This window comes from Rhodococcus sp. M8 (assembly GCF_015654185.1).
Lineage (GTDB): Bacteria > Actinomycetota > Actinomycetes > Mycobacteriales > Mycobacteriaceae > Rhodococcus > Rhodococcus aetherivorans.
The window spans coordinates 306,279-321,208 of the sequence record NZ_CP064065.1; the positions used below are offsets into that span (position 1 = coordinate 306,279).

At 71.9% G+C, this 14,930-nt stretch carries 15 protein-coding genes; 11 read left to right on the forward strand and 4 right to left on the reverse strand.

Translation table 11 applies throughout. The features are described from left to right. Nucleotides 1-89 precede the first annotated feature (89 nt). From ISO16_RS01400 to truB, 7 genes are read left to right on the forward strand one after another with little or no spacing between them, the layout of a single operon-like run. A complete protein-coding gene (locus ISO16_RS01400; protein WP_029543284.1) occupies nt 90-380 on the forward strand; it encodes a DUF503 domain-containing protein in 291 nt (96 codons plus the stop codon). Between the two features lie 60 nt (nt 381-440). Continuing rightward, the gene (gene rbfA / locus ISO16_RS01405; protein ID WP_029543285.1) at nt 441-899 is read left to right on the forward strand and encodes a 30S ribosome-binding factor RbfA; all 459 of its coding nucleotides are present in this window, start codon (nt 441-443) and stop codon (nt 897-899) included. A 7-nt stretch (nt 900-906) separates the two neighbouring features. Next, nucleotides 907-1,890 (forward strand): DHH family phosphoesterase, encoded by a 984-nt coding sequence (locus tag ISO16_RS01410; protein ID WP_050035100.1) that lies wholly within the window; start codon nt 907-909, stop codon nt 1,888-1,890. A gap of 2 nt (nt 1,891-1,892) precedes the next feature. Beyond that, nucleotides 1,893-3,311, forward strand: a complete 1,419-nt coding sequence (locus ISO16_RS01415) for an MATE family efflux transporter (protein ID WP_083662502.1) — start codon at nt 1,893-1,895, stop codon at nt 3,309-3,311. After that, nucleotides 3,308-4,264 carry a metallophosphoesterase family protein gene (locus ISO16_RS01420; RefSeq protein ID WP_006948334.1) on the forward strand — a complete coding sequence of 319 codons (957 nt, stop codon included), beginning with the start codon at nt 3,308-3,310 and terminating at the stop codon, nt 4,262-4,264. The genes ISO16_RS01415 and ISO16_RS01420 overlap by 4 nt, the downstream gene beginning before the upstream one ends. Then, entirely contained in the window at nt 4,261-4,968 is a 708-nt protein-coding gene (npt, locus tag ISO16_RS01425) for a 4'-phosphopantetheinyl transferase Npt (RefSeq protein ID WP_006948331.1), read from the forward strand. Before ISO16_RS01420 ends, npt begins: the two co-directional genes overlap by 4 nt. A gap of 38 nt (nt 4,969-5,006) precedes the next feature. Continuing rightward, nucleotides 5,007-5,915 carry a tRNA pseudouridine(55) synthase TruB gene (gene truB, locus ISO16_RS01430; protein WP_072635119.1) on the forward strand — a complete coding sequence of 303 codons (909 nt, stop codon included), beginning with the start codon at nt 5,007-5,009 and terminating at the stop codon, nt 5,913-5,915. A gap of 57 nt (nt 5,916-5,972) precedes the next feature. Here the strand turns inward: truB and ISO16_RS01435 are convergent, their stop codons facing one another. From ISO16_RS01435 to ISO16_RS01450, 4 genes are read right to left on the reverse strand one after another with little or no spacing between them, the layout of a single operon-like run. Next, nucleotides 5,973-6,647, reverse strand: coding sequence for a metal-dependent transcriptional regulator (locus ISO16_RS01435; RefSeq protein ID WP_029543295.1), 675 nt, complete (start codon nt 6,645-6,647; stop codon nt 5,973-5,975). A gap of 36 nt (nt 6,648-6,683) precedes the next feature. Next, complete coding sequence (locus tag ISO16_RS01440; RefSeq protein ID WP_006948325.1) at nt 6,684-7,571, reverse strand: metal ABC transporter permease; 888 nt, start codon at nt 7,569-7,571, stop codon at nt 6,684-6,686. Beyond that, nucleotides 7,568-8,335, reverse strand: coding sequence for a metal ABC transporter ATP-binding protein (locus ISO16_RS01445; protein ID WP_006948323.1), 768 nt, complete (start codon nt 8,333-8,335; stop codon nt 7,568-7,570). Before ISO16_RS01445 ends, ISO16_RS01440 begins: the two co-directional genes overlap by 4 nt. Next, a complete protein-coding gene (locus ISO16_RS01450) occupies nt 8,332-9,243 on the reverse strand; it encodes a metal ABC transporter substrate-binding protein (protein WP_006948318.1) in 912 nt (303 codons plus the stop codon). Before ISO16_RS01450 ends, ISO16_RS01445 begins: the two co-directional genes overlap by 4 nt. Before the next feature lie 95 nt (nt 9,244-9,338). On the opposite strand from ISO16_RS01450, the gene ISO16_RS01455 reads away from it, so the two are divergent. The 4 genes from ISO16_RS01455 to ISO16_RS01470 all read left to right on the forward strand — a co-directional run bounded on the left by ISO16_RS01455 (nt 9,339) and on the right by ISO16_RS01470 (nt 14,848). Then, on the forward strand, nt 9,339-10,310 hold the full coding sequence (locus ISO16_RS01455) for a bifunctional riboflavin kinase/FAD synthetase (protein ID WP_006948316.1): 972 nt from the start codon (nt 9,339-9,341) through the stop codon (nt 10,308-10,310). Nucleotides 10,311-10,356: 46 nt separating this feature from the next. Beyond that, nucleotides 10,357-11,784, forward strand: coding sequence for a WS/DGAT domain-containing protein (locus ISO16_RS01460; protein ID WP_072635120.1), 1,428 nt, complete (start codon nt 10,357-10,359; stop codon nt 11,782-11,784). A gap of 133 nt (nt 11,785-11,917) precedes the next feature. After that, a complete protein-coding gene (rpsO, locus tag ISO16_RS01465; RefSeq protein WP_003935677.1) occupies nt 11,918-12,187 on the forward strand; it encodes a 30S ribosomal protein S15 in 270 nt (89 codons plus the stop codon). Nucleotides 12,188-12,556: 369 nt separating this feature from the next. Next, the gene (locus ISO16_RS01470; protein WP_006948313.1) at nt 12,557-14,848 is read left to right on the forward strand and encodes a polyribonucleotide nucleotidyltransferase; all 2,292 of its coding nucleotides are present in this window, start codon (nt 12,557-12,559) and stop codon (nt 14,846-14,848) included. The last annotated feature ends 82 nt before the right edge of the window (nt 14,849-14,930 follow it).

Here is a 14,930-nt window from a genome sequence, read left to right on the forward strand (position 1 = left end):
CGACGGCCTCGTCGGCGGCGGTGGGCGAGATGATCGCCCGCCGCCGTCGGCGTGCCGGAGGACCGGCACCGGACGACACCGGAGGGTGGATGTATCTCGGGGCACTGGAACTGGACGTCCTGCTCGGTGACGTGCGCTCGCTCAAGCAGAAGCGGTCCGTGATCCGGCCCGTCCTCGCCGAGCTGCGGCGGATGGCGGTAAGCGCCGCCGAGACCGGCGACCAGGACCTCTACCGTCGCGCCGAGATCGGCGTGGCGGTGGCCGCATCGGCGGTGCCCTATCTCAACGAGGTGCTCGACACGTGCGAGCGGCTCGTCGCCGGCCGCCCGGAGTTGCAGCTGCTCTCCGTGCGGCGAAGAATTTTCGGTCCGGAGGACTGACCGGACCGGTGGAACAAACATGTGGTCGCCGCCGGCGGCCGGGGAGAGGAACCGACTGACATGGCCGATCCAGCACGGGCACGTCGACTGGCCAAGCGCATCGCCACGATCGTCGCCACGGCCATCGATCACGAGATCAAGGATCCGCGGCTGGCGTTCGTCACCGTGACCGATGCGAAGGTCACCGCGGATCTGCACGACGCCACCGTCTACTACACGGTCCGCGGCGAGGACCTGGACACCGAACCCGACCTGGCCGCGGCCGCCGCAGGCCTGGAGAAGGCCAAGGGCGTGCTGCGCTCGAAGGTCGGGGCGGGCACCGGGGTGCGGTTCACCCCCACCCTGACCTTCGTCACCGACACCGTGCCGGACACCGCCCGGCACATGGAGGAACTCCTCGAACGGGCACGGGCCGCCGACGAGGAACTCGCCAAGGCCCGCGAGGGCGCCGCTCCCGCCGGCGAGCCGGATCCCTACAAGGAACCACGGGTGCGTCCCGACGACGGTGACGACCTGTAGCGCACCGATGGCCGAGTCGATCCAGGCCGCCACGGCGGTCGATCTGCGCGACGCCGTCGCGCTCCTCGAGGACGCCACCTCGGTGACGATCCTCTGCCACGTCCAGCCCGACGCCGACACCTTCGCCAGCGGCCTGGCACTCGGCACGGTGCTCGAGCGGCGCGGCATTCCGGTGCAGGTGGCGTTCGCGTCGCCGGCCGCCGTCCCGGCGTCGATGCGCGACCTGCCCGGCGGGCACCTGCGGGTGCCCGCCGGGCAGGTGCGCCGCGAGGTCGACCTGCTCGTCACCGTGGACTGCGGCACGGCCGGCCGGCTCGGGCATCTCGCGGACCGGCTGGCAGGCGCGAAGCACACCCTGGTGATCGACCACCACCGCTCCAACACCCGGTTCGGCACCCACAATCTGATCGACGAGGCCGCCGAATCCACCACCGCCGTGCTCGCCGAGCTGTTCGACGAGTGGGGCGTGGAGATCGACGCGGACCTCGCCCACTGCCTGTACGCGGGGCTGGTCACCGACACCGGCTCGTTCCGGTGGGGACGCGCCGGGGGACACCGTCTGGCCGAGCGCCTGCTGGCCACCGGCATCGACGGGGCCGCCATCACGCGACGGCTCCTCGACACGCACCCCTTCGGGTGGCTGCCGATGCTGTCGCGGGTGCTCGCGTCGGCGACGCTCGTTCCCGACGCCGCCGGCGGACGCGGACTCGTCCACGCGACGGTGCTGCGCGCCGATTCGGTGCACCTCGGCGCCGAGGAGGTCGAAAGCGTCATCGACATCGTCCGGACCACCGCCGAAGCGGAGGTCGCCGCCGTGTTCAAGGAGTGCGGCCCGGACGTGTGGACGGTATCGCTGCGCTCGAAGAACGCCGTCGACGTCTCCGTCGCCGCCACCGCCCTCGGCGGAGGTGGGCATCGGTTCGCATCCGGATACACCGCGTACGGCGACCGCGACCGGGTCGTCACGGCGCTGCGCGCGGCCCTGGACTGACGGTGCCGGCGCCGCAACCGCGGGACACCGCCGGCCCGGAACCGGACGCGCCCCCGCACGTCGTCCCCGAGGCCACCGCCCGGCGCATCCTCGGGCTCGCGGTGCCGGCCCTCGGGGTGCTCGCCGCCGAGCCGCTGTACCTCCTGTTCGACATCGCCGTCGTCGGCCGGCTCGGCGCGCTCGCGCTCGCGGGCCTCGCCATCGGCGGCCTCGTCCTCGCCCAGGTCAGCACCCAGCTGACCTTCCTGTCCTACGGGACCACGGCCCGCGCCGCCCGCCTCCACGGCGCCGGCCGGCGCGACGCCGCCGTCGCCGAGGGTGTGCAGGCCACCTGGCTCGCGCTCGGTGTCGGCACCGCGATCCTGCTCGTCGGGCAGGTACTGGCGGAACCGGTGGCCGCGCTGATCGCCGGGGACCCGGAGATCGCCGACGCCGCGGTGTCGTGGCTGCGGGTCGCCCTGTTCGGCGCACCGCTGATCCTCGTCGGGCTCGCCGGCAACGGCTGGATGCGAGGCGTGCAGGACACCGCCCGCCCGCTGCGGTACGTGCTCGCCGGGCTCGCGCTCTCGGCGGTGCTGTGCCCGGTGCTCGTGCACGGCCTGCTCGGCGCCCCCCGCTGGGAACTCGCCGGTTCCGCCGTCGCCAACGTCGCCGGACAGGGTGTCTCCGCGGCCCTGTTCGTCGGGGCACTGCTCCGGGCCGGTGTGCCGCGGCGGCCTCGTCGCGCGGTGATCGTGGCGCAGTTGCGCCTCGGCCGCGATCTGATCGCCCGCAGCCTCGCCTTCCAGGCGTGCTTCCTGTCCGCGGCCGCGGTGGCGGCCCGCTTCGGTGCCGCGGCCGTCGCGGCGCACCAGGTGGTGCTGCAGCTGTGGAACTTCGTCGCGCTCACCCTCGACTCGCTCGCCGTCGCCGCGCAGGCCCTGGTGGGTGCGGCGCTCGGGGCGGGGGCCCGGTCCGGCGCGAAGCGCCTGGCCTGGCGGATCACCGCCTGGTCTACGGTGTTCGCCACCGGCCTGGCCCTGGCGTTCCTGCTCGGCGGCGACGTGATCCCGGCGCTGTTCACCGACGATCCGGCGGTCCTCGAGCAGATCGACGTCGCCTGGTGGTTCTTCGTCGCGCTCATGCCCGCCGCCGGAGTGGTGTTCGCGCTCGACGGGGTGCTGCTCGGCGCCGGTGACGCCGCCTTCCTGCGCACTGCCACGCTCGCGTCCGCGCTGTTCGGCTTCCTGCCCGTCGTCTGGTGCTCGCTGGTGTGGGGCTGGGGGCTCGCGGGTATCTGGACGGGGCTTACGGTGTTCATCGTGTTCCGCATGGCGGCCGTGGTCTGGCGGACCCGGTCGGGGCGGTGGGCCGTCGCCGGTGCGGACCGGCAGATCCGGCGCGAGACGGTACGGGACGAGACAGAAGGGCAGGACCGGTGACGGGGAAACTCTGGGCGGTCAGCGACATCCACGTCGGGCATCGAGGCAATCGCCCCGTCACCGAGGATCTGCACCCCGAATCCCCGGACGACTGGTTGATCGTCGCCGGCGACGTCGCCGAGAAGTCCGACGACATCCGCTGGGCGCTGTCGCTGCTGCGCAGCCGTTTCGCCAAGGTGATCTGGGTTCCCGGCAACCACGAGCTGTGGACCACCGCCAAGGACCCGGTGCAGATGCACGGCGCCGCCCGGTACGACTACCTCGTGACGATGTGCCGCGAACTCGACGTGCTCACCCCGGAGGACCCGTATCCCGTGTGGCACGGGGAGGGTGGGCCGGTGACGCTCGTGCCGATGTTCCTGCTCTACGACTACTCGTTCCTGCCCGAGGGCACCACGACGAAGGCCGAGGGCCTGGCGCTCGCCCGCGAACGCAACGTCGTCGCCACCGACGAGTTCCTCCTCTCACCCGACCCGTACGTCACCCGCGACGTGTGGTGCCGCGTGCGGCTCGACGACACCCGCAAGCGCCTCGACGCCCTCGACCCGGCGCTGCCGACGGTGCTGATCAACCACTTCCCACTGGTCCGCGAACCCACCCGGATGCTGTTCTACCCGGAGTTCTCCCTCTGGTGTGGCACCACCGAGACCGCCGATTGGCACCTGCGCTACCGCGCGTTGTGCGCCGTGTACGGACACCTGCACATCCCGCGCACCACGTACTACGACGGCGTCCGCTTCGAGGAGGTCTCCCTCGGCTACCCACGGGAATGGCAGCGCCGGGGTCTGCCCGAGCCGCTGCTGCGCCAGATCCTGCCGGTGCCGGAGTATCCGCCGGGATCGCTGAACAAGTGGGGCGGGCACTTCCGGGTGACCCCCGAGATGGAAGCCGAAGTCGAGAAGATGCGCGCTGAGCGCGCTGCACAGAACACGCGCACTGGGGAGCTGCGATGACCGACCCGACGACCTCGACCCGCACCGGGCTGATCACCCGGATCCTGCCCGACGGCATCGCCGCCGCGGAGTTGTTCGAGGACCCGCCCGGCCTGCGGCCGCACCCGCAGGAGGAGGCGCTCGTCGCCCGTGCGGTGGACAAGCGGCGACGGGAGTTCGCGGGGGCGCGGCACTGCGCGCGGCTCGCCATGCGGCAGCTCGGGATGGAGCCCGGGCCGGTGCTCAAGGGCGACAAGGGGGCGCCCGTATGGCCGCGGGGAGTCGTCGGCAGCCTCACCCACTGCGACGGTTACCGCGGCGCCGTCCTGGCCTACGCGCTGCAGGTGCGGTCGCTGGGGATCGACGCGGAGCCGCACGGTCCCCTGCCCGACGGGGTGCTCGAGGCGGTGTCCCTGCCGCAGGAGCGCACCTGGCTCGCCGGCACCGAGCCGAGCCTGCACTGGGACCGCCTGCTCTTCTGTGCCAAGGAGGCCACCTACAAGGCGTGGTTCCCGCTCACCGGGCGCTGGCTGGGCTTCGAGGACGCCCACATCACGTTCGAGCGCGACGGCGCGGCCGCCGTACCGGGCGCGGCCGCGTCGGGCACGTTCCGTTCCGACCTGCTCGTACCCGGCGACACCCGCGACGGTGCGCCGCTGTCGGCGTTCGACGGGCGGTGGTTGATCGCCGACGGGCTGGTGCTCACCGCGATCGTCGTGCACTGACACCGGGGCCGCCGCGGCAGGTGGCAGAATCGGGCCCCGTGTCTGCCTCCGAGAACCCCGCCCTTGCCCGTGCCGGCCTGCTCGTCGTCGACAAGGACCCGGGTATGACCAGCCACGACGTGGTGGCCCGCTGCCGGCGGCTGCTCGGCACCCGCAAGGTCGGTCATGCCGGCACCCTCGACCCGATGGCGACGGGCGTGCTCGTGCTCGGGGTGGAGCGCGCGACGAAGATGCTGGGCCTGCTCGCCCTCACCACCAAGGCGTATTCGGCGACGATCCGGCTCGGGCAGAGCACCGTCACCGACGACGCCGAGGGTGAGGTGCTCGCGACCACCGACGCCTCCGCCGTCGCGGACGAGGCGATCGCGGCGGCCGTCGCCGCGCTCACGGGGGAGATCTCCCAGGTGCCTGCCAGTGTCAGCGCGATCAAGATCGACGGCAAGCGCGCCTACGCCCGGATGCGCGAGGGGGAGACCGTCGAGCTCGCGGCCCGGCCGGTCACGGTCTCGCGGTTCGAGGTGCTGTCCCGGCGGACCACCTCGGACGGGTTCGTCGATCTCGACGTCGAGGTGGAGTGCTCGTCCGGCACCTACATCCGGGCGCTGGCCCGGGATCTGGGGGCCGCCCTGGGCGTCGGCGCGCACCTGACGGCGCTGCGGCGCACCCGGGTCGGCCCGTTCGGGCTCGAGCACGCCCGCACGCTCGCCCAGCTCGAGGAGAGCCCGGCCGTGAGCCTGGACATCGACGCAGCCGTCCGCACCGCGTTCCCGTGCCGCGACGTCACCGCGGCGGAGGCGGAACTGCTGGCGAACGGCCGATGGCTGGATCCGGTGGGGATTCCCGGCGTGTACGCGGCGATCGACCCGTCCGGCCGGGCCGCGGCGCTGCTGCAGGAGAAGGGCAAGCGGGCCTCGGCAGTGTTCGTCGTGCGCCCGGCCACCATGTAGCGGTGTGTCCTTCGGGCTGCTCCCGCCGCCCGAAGGACACACCGGCGCCGCGGCCGCCTACACCAGCCAGATCGCGTCGGCCGCGGGATGCCCGAGGTCGACCGTGGTGCCGCCGTCGCCGCCGATGCGGACCGAGACGGTGCCCGCGAAGTCGCGGCGTTCGACGACCCGGATGTCGGTGTCGAGGGCTATGCCCACGTCGTCGAAGTAGCGCAGCATCGCCGGGTCCGCGTCCGAGATGCGGGCGACGCGGCCGTGCTCGCCGTCGACGAACGCGCTGAGCTGCCGGGCCGGGGGAGTGGGGATCGTGCCGTCGTCCGCCGGGATCGGGTCGCCGTGCGGGTCCCGCTCGGGATGGCCGAGCTTGGCGTCGATGGCGGCGACGAGCCGGTCGGAGACGGCGTGCTCGAGGACCTCGGCCTCGTCGTGCACCTCGTCCCAGCCGTAGCCGAGTTCCTGGACCAGATACGTCTCGAGCAGACGGTGCTTGCGGACCATGGCCACGGCGGCGGCGCGCCCGGAGTCCGTGAGGGAGATCGCGCCGTAGCGGGCGTGGTCGACGAGGCCCTGATCGGCGAGCTTGCGGACGGCCTCGGAGACGGTCGACGCCGACACTCCGAGCTTCTCCGCGAGCAGCTTCGTCGAGACCTTCTCCCCCGACCATTCCCGCACGGTCCAGATGATCTTGAGGTAGTCCTGCGCGACCGGCGTCAGCGTGTCCGCCGTCGCCACCTCGGTCGTCCCGCTTCTCTCGCCCACGGGGACAGCTTAGGCAAGTCTCACCGCGGATTCATCCGCGTCGCGCAGCCGTGCCCGCCGCCGCAGCGCCCCGGTGATCAGTCCCTGGTGCGGCGAGAAGAGGTAGGCCACCGTGAACACGACGGCCTGCGCCAGGACGACGACACCGCCGGTGGAGGCGTCGGTGTAGTAGCTGACGTACACCCCGGCCGCCGATGTCAGCGCGGCCAGGGTGGGGGCGAGCACCAGCATCCGCGACAGCCGTTCGGTGAGCAGGTACGCCGTCGCACCGGGGATGATCAGCATCGCCACGACGAGGATCACCCCGACGGCCTGGATGGCGGCGACGATGGTGACCGCGAGGAGAGCGAGCAACAGGGCGGACAGCCGGGCCGGGGAGATCCCGAGGGCGTGGGCCTGCCCCCGGTCGAACGCGAACAGGGTCAGGTCGCGGCGCTTGGCGATCAGCACGACGAGCACCACCACCGCGAGGGCGGTGACCTGCCACATGTCCTCGGTGGCCAGGCCCAGCAGGTTGCCGAAGAGCACGTGGTGCAGGTCCACCTGGCTCGGGTTCTTGGAGATCAGGACGACGCCGAGGGCGAACAGCGTCGTGAACACCACGCCGATCGCGGCGTCCTCCTTGACCTTGGTGGTGCTGCGCACGAGCCCGATCAGGGCGACGGCGGCCCCGGCGAACAGCAACGCGCCCAGGGCGAACGGTGCCCCCACCAGGTAGGCCAGCACCACCCCCGGCAGCACGGCGTGGGAGACGGCGTCGCCCATCAGCGACCAGCCGATGAGGACGAGCCAGCAGCTGAGCAGGGCACACACGACCGTGGCGGCCACCGCGACGACGAGCGCACGCTGCATGAAGCCGTACTGCAGCGGTTCGACGATCAGTTCGACGAGGTTCACCGCGCCTCCTGGGGAACGTAAGGGGTCGGCACCAGCGGGTCGACGCCGAAGGCGCGGGCGAGGTTCTCCGGCCGGAGCACCTCCTCCGGGGCGCCGTGCACGAGGATGCGACGCTGCAGCAGCGCGGCCTCGTCGCACAGCGTCGACAGCCCGGCGAGGTCGTGGGTGGCGACGAGGACCGTGTGCCCGGAGCCGGCGAGGTCCCGGATCACGCCGGTCAGCGCCGCCTCGGTGCGCTTGTCCACCCCGGCGAACGGCTCGTCGAGCAGCAACAGGGGAGCGCCCTGGGCGATGGCGCGGGCGACGAAGACCCGCTTGCGCTGACCGCCCGAGAGCTGCCCGATCTGCCGCTGCTCGTAGCCGGCCATGTCGACGCGTTCGAGCGCGGCCCGGACCGCGGCGTGGTCGGCAGGCCGCGGCCGGCGCAGCCAGTTCTGGTGGCCGTAGCGGCCCGTCATCACGACTTCGCCCACGCTGATGGGGAAGTCCCAGTCGACGGCCTCGCTCTGCGGCACGTACGCGACGGCTCCGGCCTTGCGGGCGGTGACGGTGTCGGCGCCGCCGATGGACACGGTGCCGGCGCTCGGCCGCACGATGCCCATGATCGCCTTGAAGAGGGTCGACTTGCCCGAGCCGTTGGTGCCGACGAGCCCGCACACCCGGCCGGTGGCGAGGGTCAGGTCGACGCCGTCGAGCGCGGTGACGGTGCGGTAGTGCACGCTCAGGCGGGAGACGGCCAGTGCGGGGGCGGGTGTCGCGGTCATGGGCGCAGCCCTTCGGTGATGGTGCGGACGTCGTGCCGGAGCAGCTCGAGGTAGGTCGGCACGGGGCCGTCCGGCTCGGAGAGCGAGTCGACGTACAGGGTTCCGCCGAACCGGGCACCGGTGTCCTCGGCGACCTGCCGCTGGGCCTTGTCCGAGACGGTGGACTCACAGAACACGGCGGGCACGGCGTTGGCCCGGACGAAGTCGACCGTACGGGCGATCTGCTGGGGGGTGCCCTGCTGGTCGGCGTTGACCGCCCACAGGTACGCCTCGCTCAGGCCGGCGTCGCGGGCCAGGTAGCTGAAGGCGCCCTCGCAGGTGACCAGCGCTCGGTGATTCGGCGGCAGCACGGCCAGGTCGGCGACGAGCTGTTCGTGCACCGCCTGCAGTTCGGCGCGGTACGCCGCGGCGTTGGCGGCGTAGTCGGAGGCGTGCTCGGGGTCGAGCTCGGCGAACGCGGCGGCGATGTTGTCGACGTACGTCTGGGCCGCCAACGGGGACATCCACGCGTGCGGGTTGTGCCGCCCCGCGTAGGCGTCCTCGCCGATCGGCAGCGGCGGCACGCCCTCGCTGAGGACGGCGTGGGCGGCGTCGGTGTCGGCGAGGAACTGTTCGAACCAGCGCTCGAGGCCCAGGCCGTTGTCGAGGACGAGGTCGGCCCGGGTGGCGTAGCGGAGGTCGCCCGGGGTGGGCTCGTAGCCGTGGACCTCGGCACCGACCTTGGTGATCGACTCGACCCGCAGGTGTTCCCCGGCGACGTTGCGGGCCATGTCCGCGAGCACCGTGAAGGTGGTCAGCACCAGGGGGCGGTCGTCGTCGGAACTCTGCGCCGAGCTGCAGCCCGCCAGGATCGCCGTGGCCGCGAACGCCACGGCGATTTTGCGGAGTCCAACGAAAATGTTCGGCATACCGAAATTATGGCGGTGTGCCGTCGGCGTTGTCCATGCGACGCCCCGGGCGAGCCGGAGATGACCGTCCGGCCGCCGGGTCGTAGGCTGCGCTTGTGCAGAGATGGCGAGGTCTCGACGAAATTCCCGCGGATTGGGGTCGTTGTGTCCTGACGATCGGGGTGTTCGACGGTGTGCACCGCGGGCACCAGCAGCTGATCGCGCGGGCAGTGAAGTCGGCGAAGGAACGCGGCACAGCCAGCGTCCTGATGACGTTCGACCCGCACCCGATGGAGGTCGTGCGGCCGGGCAGTCACCCGGCGCAGCTCACGACCCTCGCGCGGCGGGCAGAACTGGCCGAGGAGCTCGGCATCGACGTCTTCTGCGTCATGCCGTTCACCCCCGAGTTCATGAAGCTGTCCCCGGAGCGGTACGCCCACGAGATCCTCGTCGAGCGGCTCCACGTCGCCGAGGTCGTCGTGGGCGAGAACTTCACCTTCGGCAAGAAGGCCGCCGGCAACGTCGACCTGCTGCGCACCATCGGCGAGCGCTTCGGCTTCGCCGTTCAGGGCCTGACCTTGCTCAGCGAACATGCGGTGACGTTCTCCTCCACCTACATCCGCTCGTGCGTCGACGCCGGCGACGTCGCCGCCGCGGCCGACGCGCTGGGCCGCCCGCACCGCGTCGAGGGCGTCGTGGTGCACGGGGACGGCCGCGGCCGCGATCTCGGCTTCCCCACCGCGAACGTCGCGCCGCCCATGTACTCGGCCATCCCCGCGGACGGCGTCTACGCCTGCTGGTTCACCGTCCTCGGCCCGGGCACCGGGGGGCTCGGCACCGTCACGCCGGGGGAGCGGTACCTCGCGGCGGTGTCGGTGGGCACCAATCCGACCTTCTCCGGGCGCACCCGCACCGTGGAGGCGTTCGTCCTCGACGAGGAGGCCGACCTGTACGGCCAGCACGTCGCGGTCGACTTCGTCGAGCGGCTGCGCGGCATGGAGCGGTTCGAATCGGTGGAGGCTCTCATCTCGGCGATGCACCGCGACGCCGAGCGGGCCCGCGAGGTGCTCGAGCGCACTCGCGGCTAGGGCCGTTCCGGTCCGGGCCCCGCCCGGATCGGGGACAATTCCCGGTGTGTCGATACGTCAGTGGCGACACGCGCGCCTGACCTGGGCGGACGCCGCGAACTATCACGAGTCGAAATCGGACCGGCCGACCGACTGGTCCGCCTTCGTCGTGTTCGACGAGCGGGACGGTGCGATCCGCGGCCCCGAGGACGCGTCCGCTCACCTGCGCTCCCGGGCGCATCTGCTGACCGTGCTGGACCGGCGGGTCGTCGAGGCGCCCGGCCGGCTGGACTATCCGTACTGGGTGCGGGCGCAGCTGCCGCCCGAGGAGCGCATCGAGTGCCACGAGTGGGCCGGCGGCTCATTCACCGCGTGCATCGACGCCATCGCCGACCTGTGCGCGGACCCGCTGGACGTCCGGCGGCGCGCGTGGTGCCTGCACGTCTTCGTCGCGGTGGCCGACCCGGACGATCCGGGCGCGACCGTGACGGTCGTCGTGCTGCAGGTCAGTCACGCCGTGATGGCAGGCTCGGCGCTGCCCGCCTTCCTCGGCGCGCTGTTCGGCGCGGACGGGCAACCGCTGCGCGTTCCCGGCCTACCGCCGGCCGCGGCGCGACCGCAGCACGTCGCCGCAGCGGTCTCGGGTGTGGCGCGCTTCGCCCGCTGGTACCTGCGGCTCGGCTACCTGACGCTCGGCGCGGTCCTGGTGCGGCGCGCGGCGTCGGCGCGGTCCGCGGACGCCCCGACGGTCCCGTCCCCGGCGGCGCGGCCCGCAGCGGTGCTCGCCGGGGCGCCCGGGCCCGACCGGGTGATCCGGATCGTGCGGCCCGACCTGGGCAGTCTCGTCGGCCGGACCTACACCGTGACGGCGATGGGCCTGGCAGCGGTGTCCCTCGCGATGCAGCGTTACTTCGGCGAGCGCGGCCGGCCCGTCGTCGGCGCCCACGTCGCGGTTCCGGTCGCGGTCGGCGCGGCCGGTGCCGCGCTGGGCGTCAATCGGCTGACCGCCGCGATCGTTCCGTTGTGTACCGAGGTCGCCGATCCCCGCGACCGGGTGGCGGCCGTGGCCGACGCACTCGCGGGCGAACGGCGGGTCGCGACGTCCCCCGAGGTGCTGCACCGCCTCGCGGGTGCGGGCGCGGTGCCGTATCCGCTGTACCGCCGGGCGGCGGACCGGCGCGACCGTGCGGCGTCGGCGGGCGGGTTCGCGGCACCCGCCGAGACCGCGGTCACCAGTGTCGACTGTGGCGCCGACGCCGACTGGACCTACCACGGCGGAACGTTCCGTTTCGTCGCGGGCATCCAGTCCCTCCGCCCGGGGATGGGTCTGGTGCACTCCTTCAGCCGGGCCGGCGAAGCGTTCGCCGTCACGGTCATGAGCTCCCCGCTGCTGATGCCGGATCTCGATCGGTACGCGACCCTCCTCGAGGAGGCGTTCGCCGAGGTGATCGAGGCCACCGGAGGCCGCCGATCCGGCACCGGAGCCCGCGGCTGAGGGTGGCCGGGGCCGGCACCTGCCCCTCTGGTACGCTCATCCGCTGGTGTGTGCTGCGGTTCGCGGTGGCCGCACCGACGGGCATCGGCCCGTTCCACGAAGCGCGCGGACATCATCGATCAGGAGTATCCCAGTGGCATTGACCACCGAGCAGAAGAAGCAGATCCTCGGCGAGTACGGCCTCCACGAGACCGACACCGGATCGCCCGAGGCGCAGGTCGCGATGCTCACCAAGCGCATCCAGGACCTGACCGAGCACCTGAAGCAGCACAAGCACGACCACCACTCCCGCCGCGGCCTGCTGCTGCTGGTCGGTCGTCGTCGCCGGCTGCTCAAGTACGTCGAGAAGGTCGACGTCAACCGCTACCGTTCGCTGATCCAGCGTCTGGGTCTGCGCCGATAGGAGCGCGGCGAAGCGACGACGCGATCTGCGTTCGCTGATCTTTCCGATAGCCAACGAGGCAATGCTTAGACTGAGCCTCGTTGGCTATCGGTGTTTGGCCGCTGCGCGGCCGGAGGTGGGTGACGTGCCCACCGGACACCGGCAGCGGCACCCGCGGACGGCGACACCGCCCGCGGAACCGTATGCACCGACGGTGTCGGTCTTCGGTAGTGACCTTCCGGACCCGGTCCGGACGGTTTCGATCGACGACCGCCTCCGCACGCTCGGCCCGTGAGACGCGGGCACGGGCGATCGGTGCGCAGCCGCAGCCACGAGGGTTGTGGCGCCCGCGCGGGTACGGCGAAGACGAGAGGGAAGAGAAGAGTAGAGATGACCAGCAATTCAGCAGTCGAGGTCGACGAGGGCGTGTTCGAGTCCGTCGCAGTCCTCGACAACGGGTCCTTCGGCACCCGCCAGATTCGTTTCGAGACCGGCCGCCTCGCCCAGCAGGCCGCCGGCTCCGTCGTCGCGTACCTCGACGACGAGACCATGCTGCTGTCGGCGACGAGCGCCAGCAAGCAGCCCAAGGAGCACTTCGACTTCTTCCCGCTGACGGTGGACGTCGAGGAGCGCATGTACGCCGCGGGCCGCATCCCCGGCTCGTTCTTCCGTCGCGAGGGCCGGCCCTCCACCGACGCGATCCTGACCTGTCGCCTCATCGACCGGCCGCTGCGCCCGTCCTTCGTCGACGGCCTGCGCAACGAGATCCAGGTCGTGGTGACGGTGCTCAGCCTGAACCCGAACGACCTGTACGACGTCGTCGCGATCAACGCCGCGTCGGCGTCCACCCAGATCGCCGGCCTGCCGTTCTCCGGCCCGGTCGGCGGCGTGCGGGTCGCGCTGATCACCTCCGAGGAGAACAAGACCGGCCAGTGGGTCGCGTTCCCGACGGTCGAGCAGCTCGAGAACGCCGTGTTCGACATGGTGGTCGCGGGTCGCATCGTGGGTGGCGGCGACAACCCCGACACCGCCGACGTCGCGATCATGATGGTCGAGGCCGAGGCCACCGAGAACGTCGTCGAGCTGGTCGCCGGCGGTGCGCAGGCGCCGACCGAGACCGTCGTCGCCGAGGGTCTCGAGGCCGCCAAGCCGTTCATCGCGCGGCTGTGCGTCGCCCAGCAGCAGCTCGCCGCCGCGGCCGCGAAGCCCACCGGTGACTTCCCGCTGTTCCCGGCCTACGAAGCCGACGTGTACGAGGCCGTCGAGGCCGCCGCGTCGACCAAGCTGGCCGAGGCGCTGACCATCGCCGGCAAGCAGGAGCGCGACGAGCGGACCGACGAGGTCAAGGTCGAGGTCCTCGAGCAGGTGGCCCCCAACTTCGAGGGCCGTGAGAAGGAGATCGGCGCGGCGTTCCGCTCGCTCACCAAGAAGCTGGTCCGCCAGCGGATCCTGCGGGACAAGTTCCGCATCGACGGCCGCGGCATCACGGACATCCGCGCCCTGTCCGCCGAGGTCGCGATCGTGCCCCGGGCCCACGGCTCGGCGCTGTTCGAGCGTGGCGAGACCCAGATCATGGGTGTCACCACGCTGGACATGGTGAAGATGGCGCAGCAGATCGATTCGCTCGGTCCCGAGACCAGCAAGCGGTACATGCACCACTACAACTTCCCGCCGTACTCCACCGGTGAGACCGGCCGCGTCGGCTCGCCGAAGCGCCGCGAGATCGGCCACGGCGCCCTCGCCGAGCGGGCCCTGATCCCGGTCCTGCCCAGCCAGGAGGAGTTCCCCTACGCGATCCGTCAGGTCTCCGAGGCGCTCAGCTCGAACGGCTCCACCTCGATGGGCTCGGTGTGTGCCTCGACGCTGTCGCTGCTCAACGCCGGTGTGCCGCTCAAGGCCCCGGTCGCGGGCATCGCGATGGGCCTGGTCTCCGACGAGGTCGACGGTGAGACCCGCTACGTCGCGCTGACCGACATCCTCGGCGCCGAGGACGCGTTCGGTGACATGGACTTCAAGGTGGCCGGCACGAAGGATTTCGTCACCGCGCTGCAGCTCGACACCAAGCTCGACGGGATCCCGTCGCAGGTGCTCGCCGGGGCGCTGTCGCAGGCGCACGACGCCCGCGCCACCATCCTCGAGGTGATGGCCGAGGCCATCGAGACCCCGGACGAGATGAGCCCGTTCGCGCCCCGGATCACCACCATCAAGGTCCCGGTCGACAAGATCGGCGAGGTCATCGGCCCCAAGGGCAAGATGATCAACTCGATCACCGAGGAGACCGGCGCGAACATCTCCATCGAGGACGACGGCACGGTGTACGTCGGTGCCGCCGACGGCCCGTCCGCGCAGGCCGCGATCGACAAGATCAACGCCATCGCGAACCCGCAACTGCCGAAGGTGGGCGAACGCTTCCTGGGCACCGTGGTCAAGACCACGGCGTTCGGCGCGTTCGTCTCGCTGCTGCCGGGCCGCGACGGCCTGGTGCACATCAGCAAGCTCGGCAACGGCAAGCGCATCGCCAAGGTCGAGGACGTCGTCAACGTGGGCTCGAAGATCCGCGTGGAGATCGCCGACATCGACAACCGGGGCAAGATCAGCCTGGTGCCGGTGCCCGACGAGGACACCGCCGACGCTTCGGGCGAGACACCCGAGGCTCCCGCGGCCGAGGACACGCAGCAGTAGTCCGGCCTCCGAGTCGCACCGCGGCCCCGCACCCTCGGAAGGTGCGGGGCCGCGGCCGTGTTTCCGGGGGAAGGCACGCGTC

Bases quoted from the DNA above. Each gene is read 5' to 3' on its own strand.
- ISO16_RS01400 (WP_029543284.1), top strand. From the start codon at position 90: ATGTATCTCGGGGCACTGGAACTGGACGTCCTGCTCGGTGACGTGCGC.
- rbfA (WP_029543285.1), top strand. From the start codon at position 441: ATGGCCGATCCAGCACGGGCACGTCGACTGGCCAAGCGCATCGCCACG.
- ISO16_RS01470 (WP_006948313.1), top strand. From the start codon at position 12,557: ATGACCAGCAATTCAGCAGTCGAGGTCGACGAGGGCGTGTTCGAGTCC.
- ISO16_RS01450 (WP_006948318.1), bottom strand. From the start codon at position 9,243: ATGCCGAACATTTTCGTTGGACTCCGCAAAATCGCCGTGGCGTTCGCG.
- ISO16_RS01410 (WP_050035100.1), top strand. From the start codon at position 907: ATGGCCGAGTCGATCCAGGCCGCCACGGCGGTCGATCTGCGCGACGCC.
- ISO16_RS01445 (WP_006948323.1), bottom strand. From the start codon at position 8,335: ATGACCGCGACACCCGCCCCCGCACTGGCCGTCTCCCGCCTGAGCGTG.
- npt (WP_006948331.1), top strand. From the start codon at position 4,261: ATGACCGACCCGACGACCTCGACCCGCACCGGGCTGATCACCCGGATC.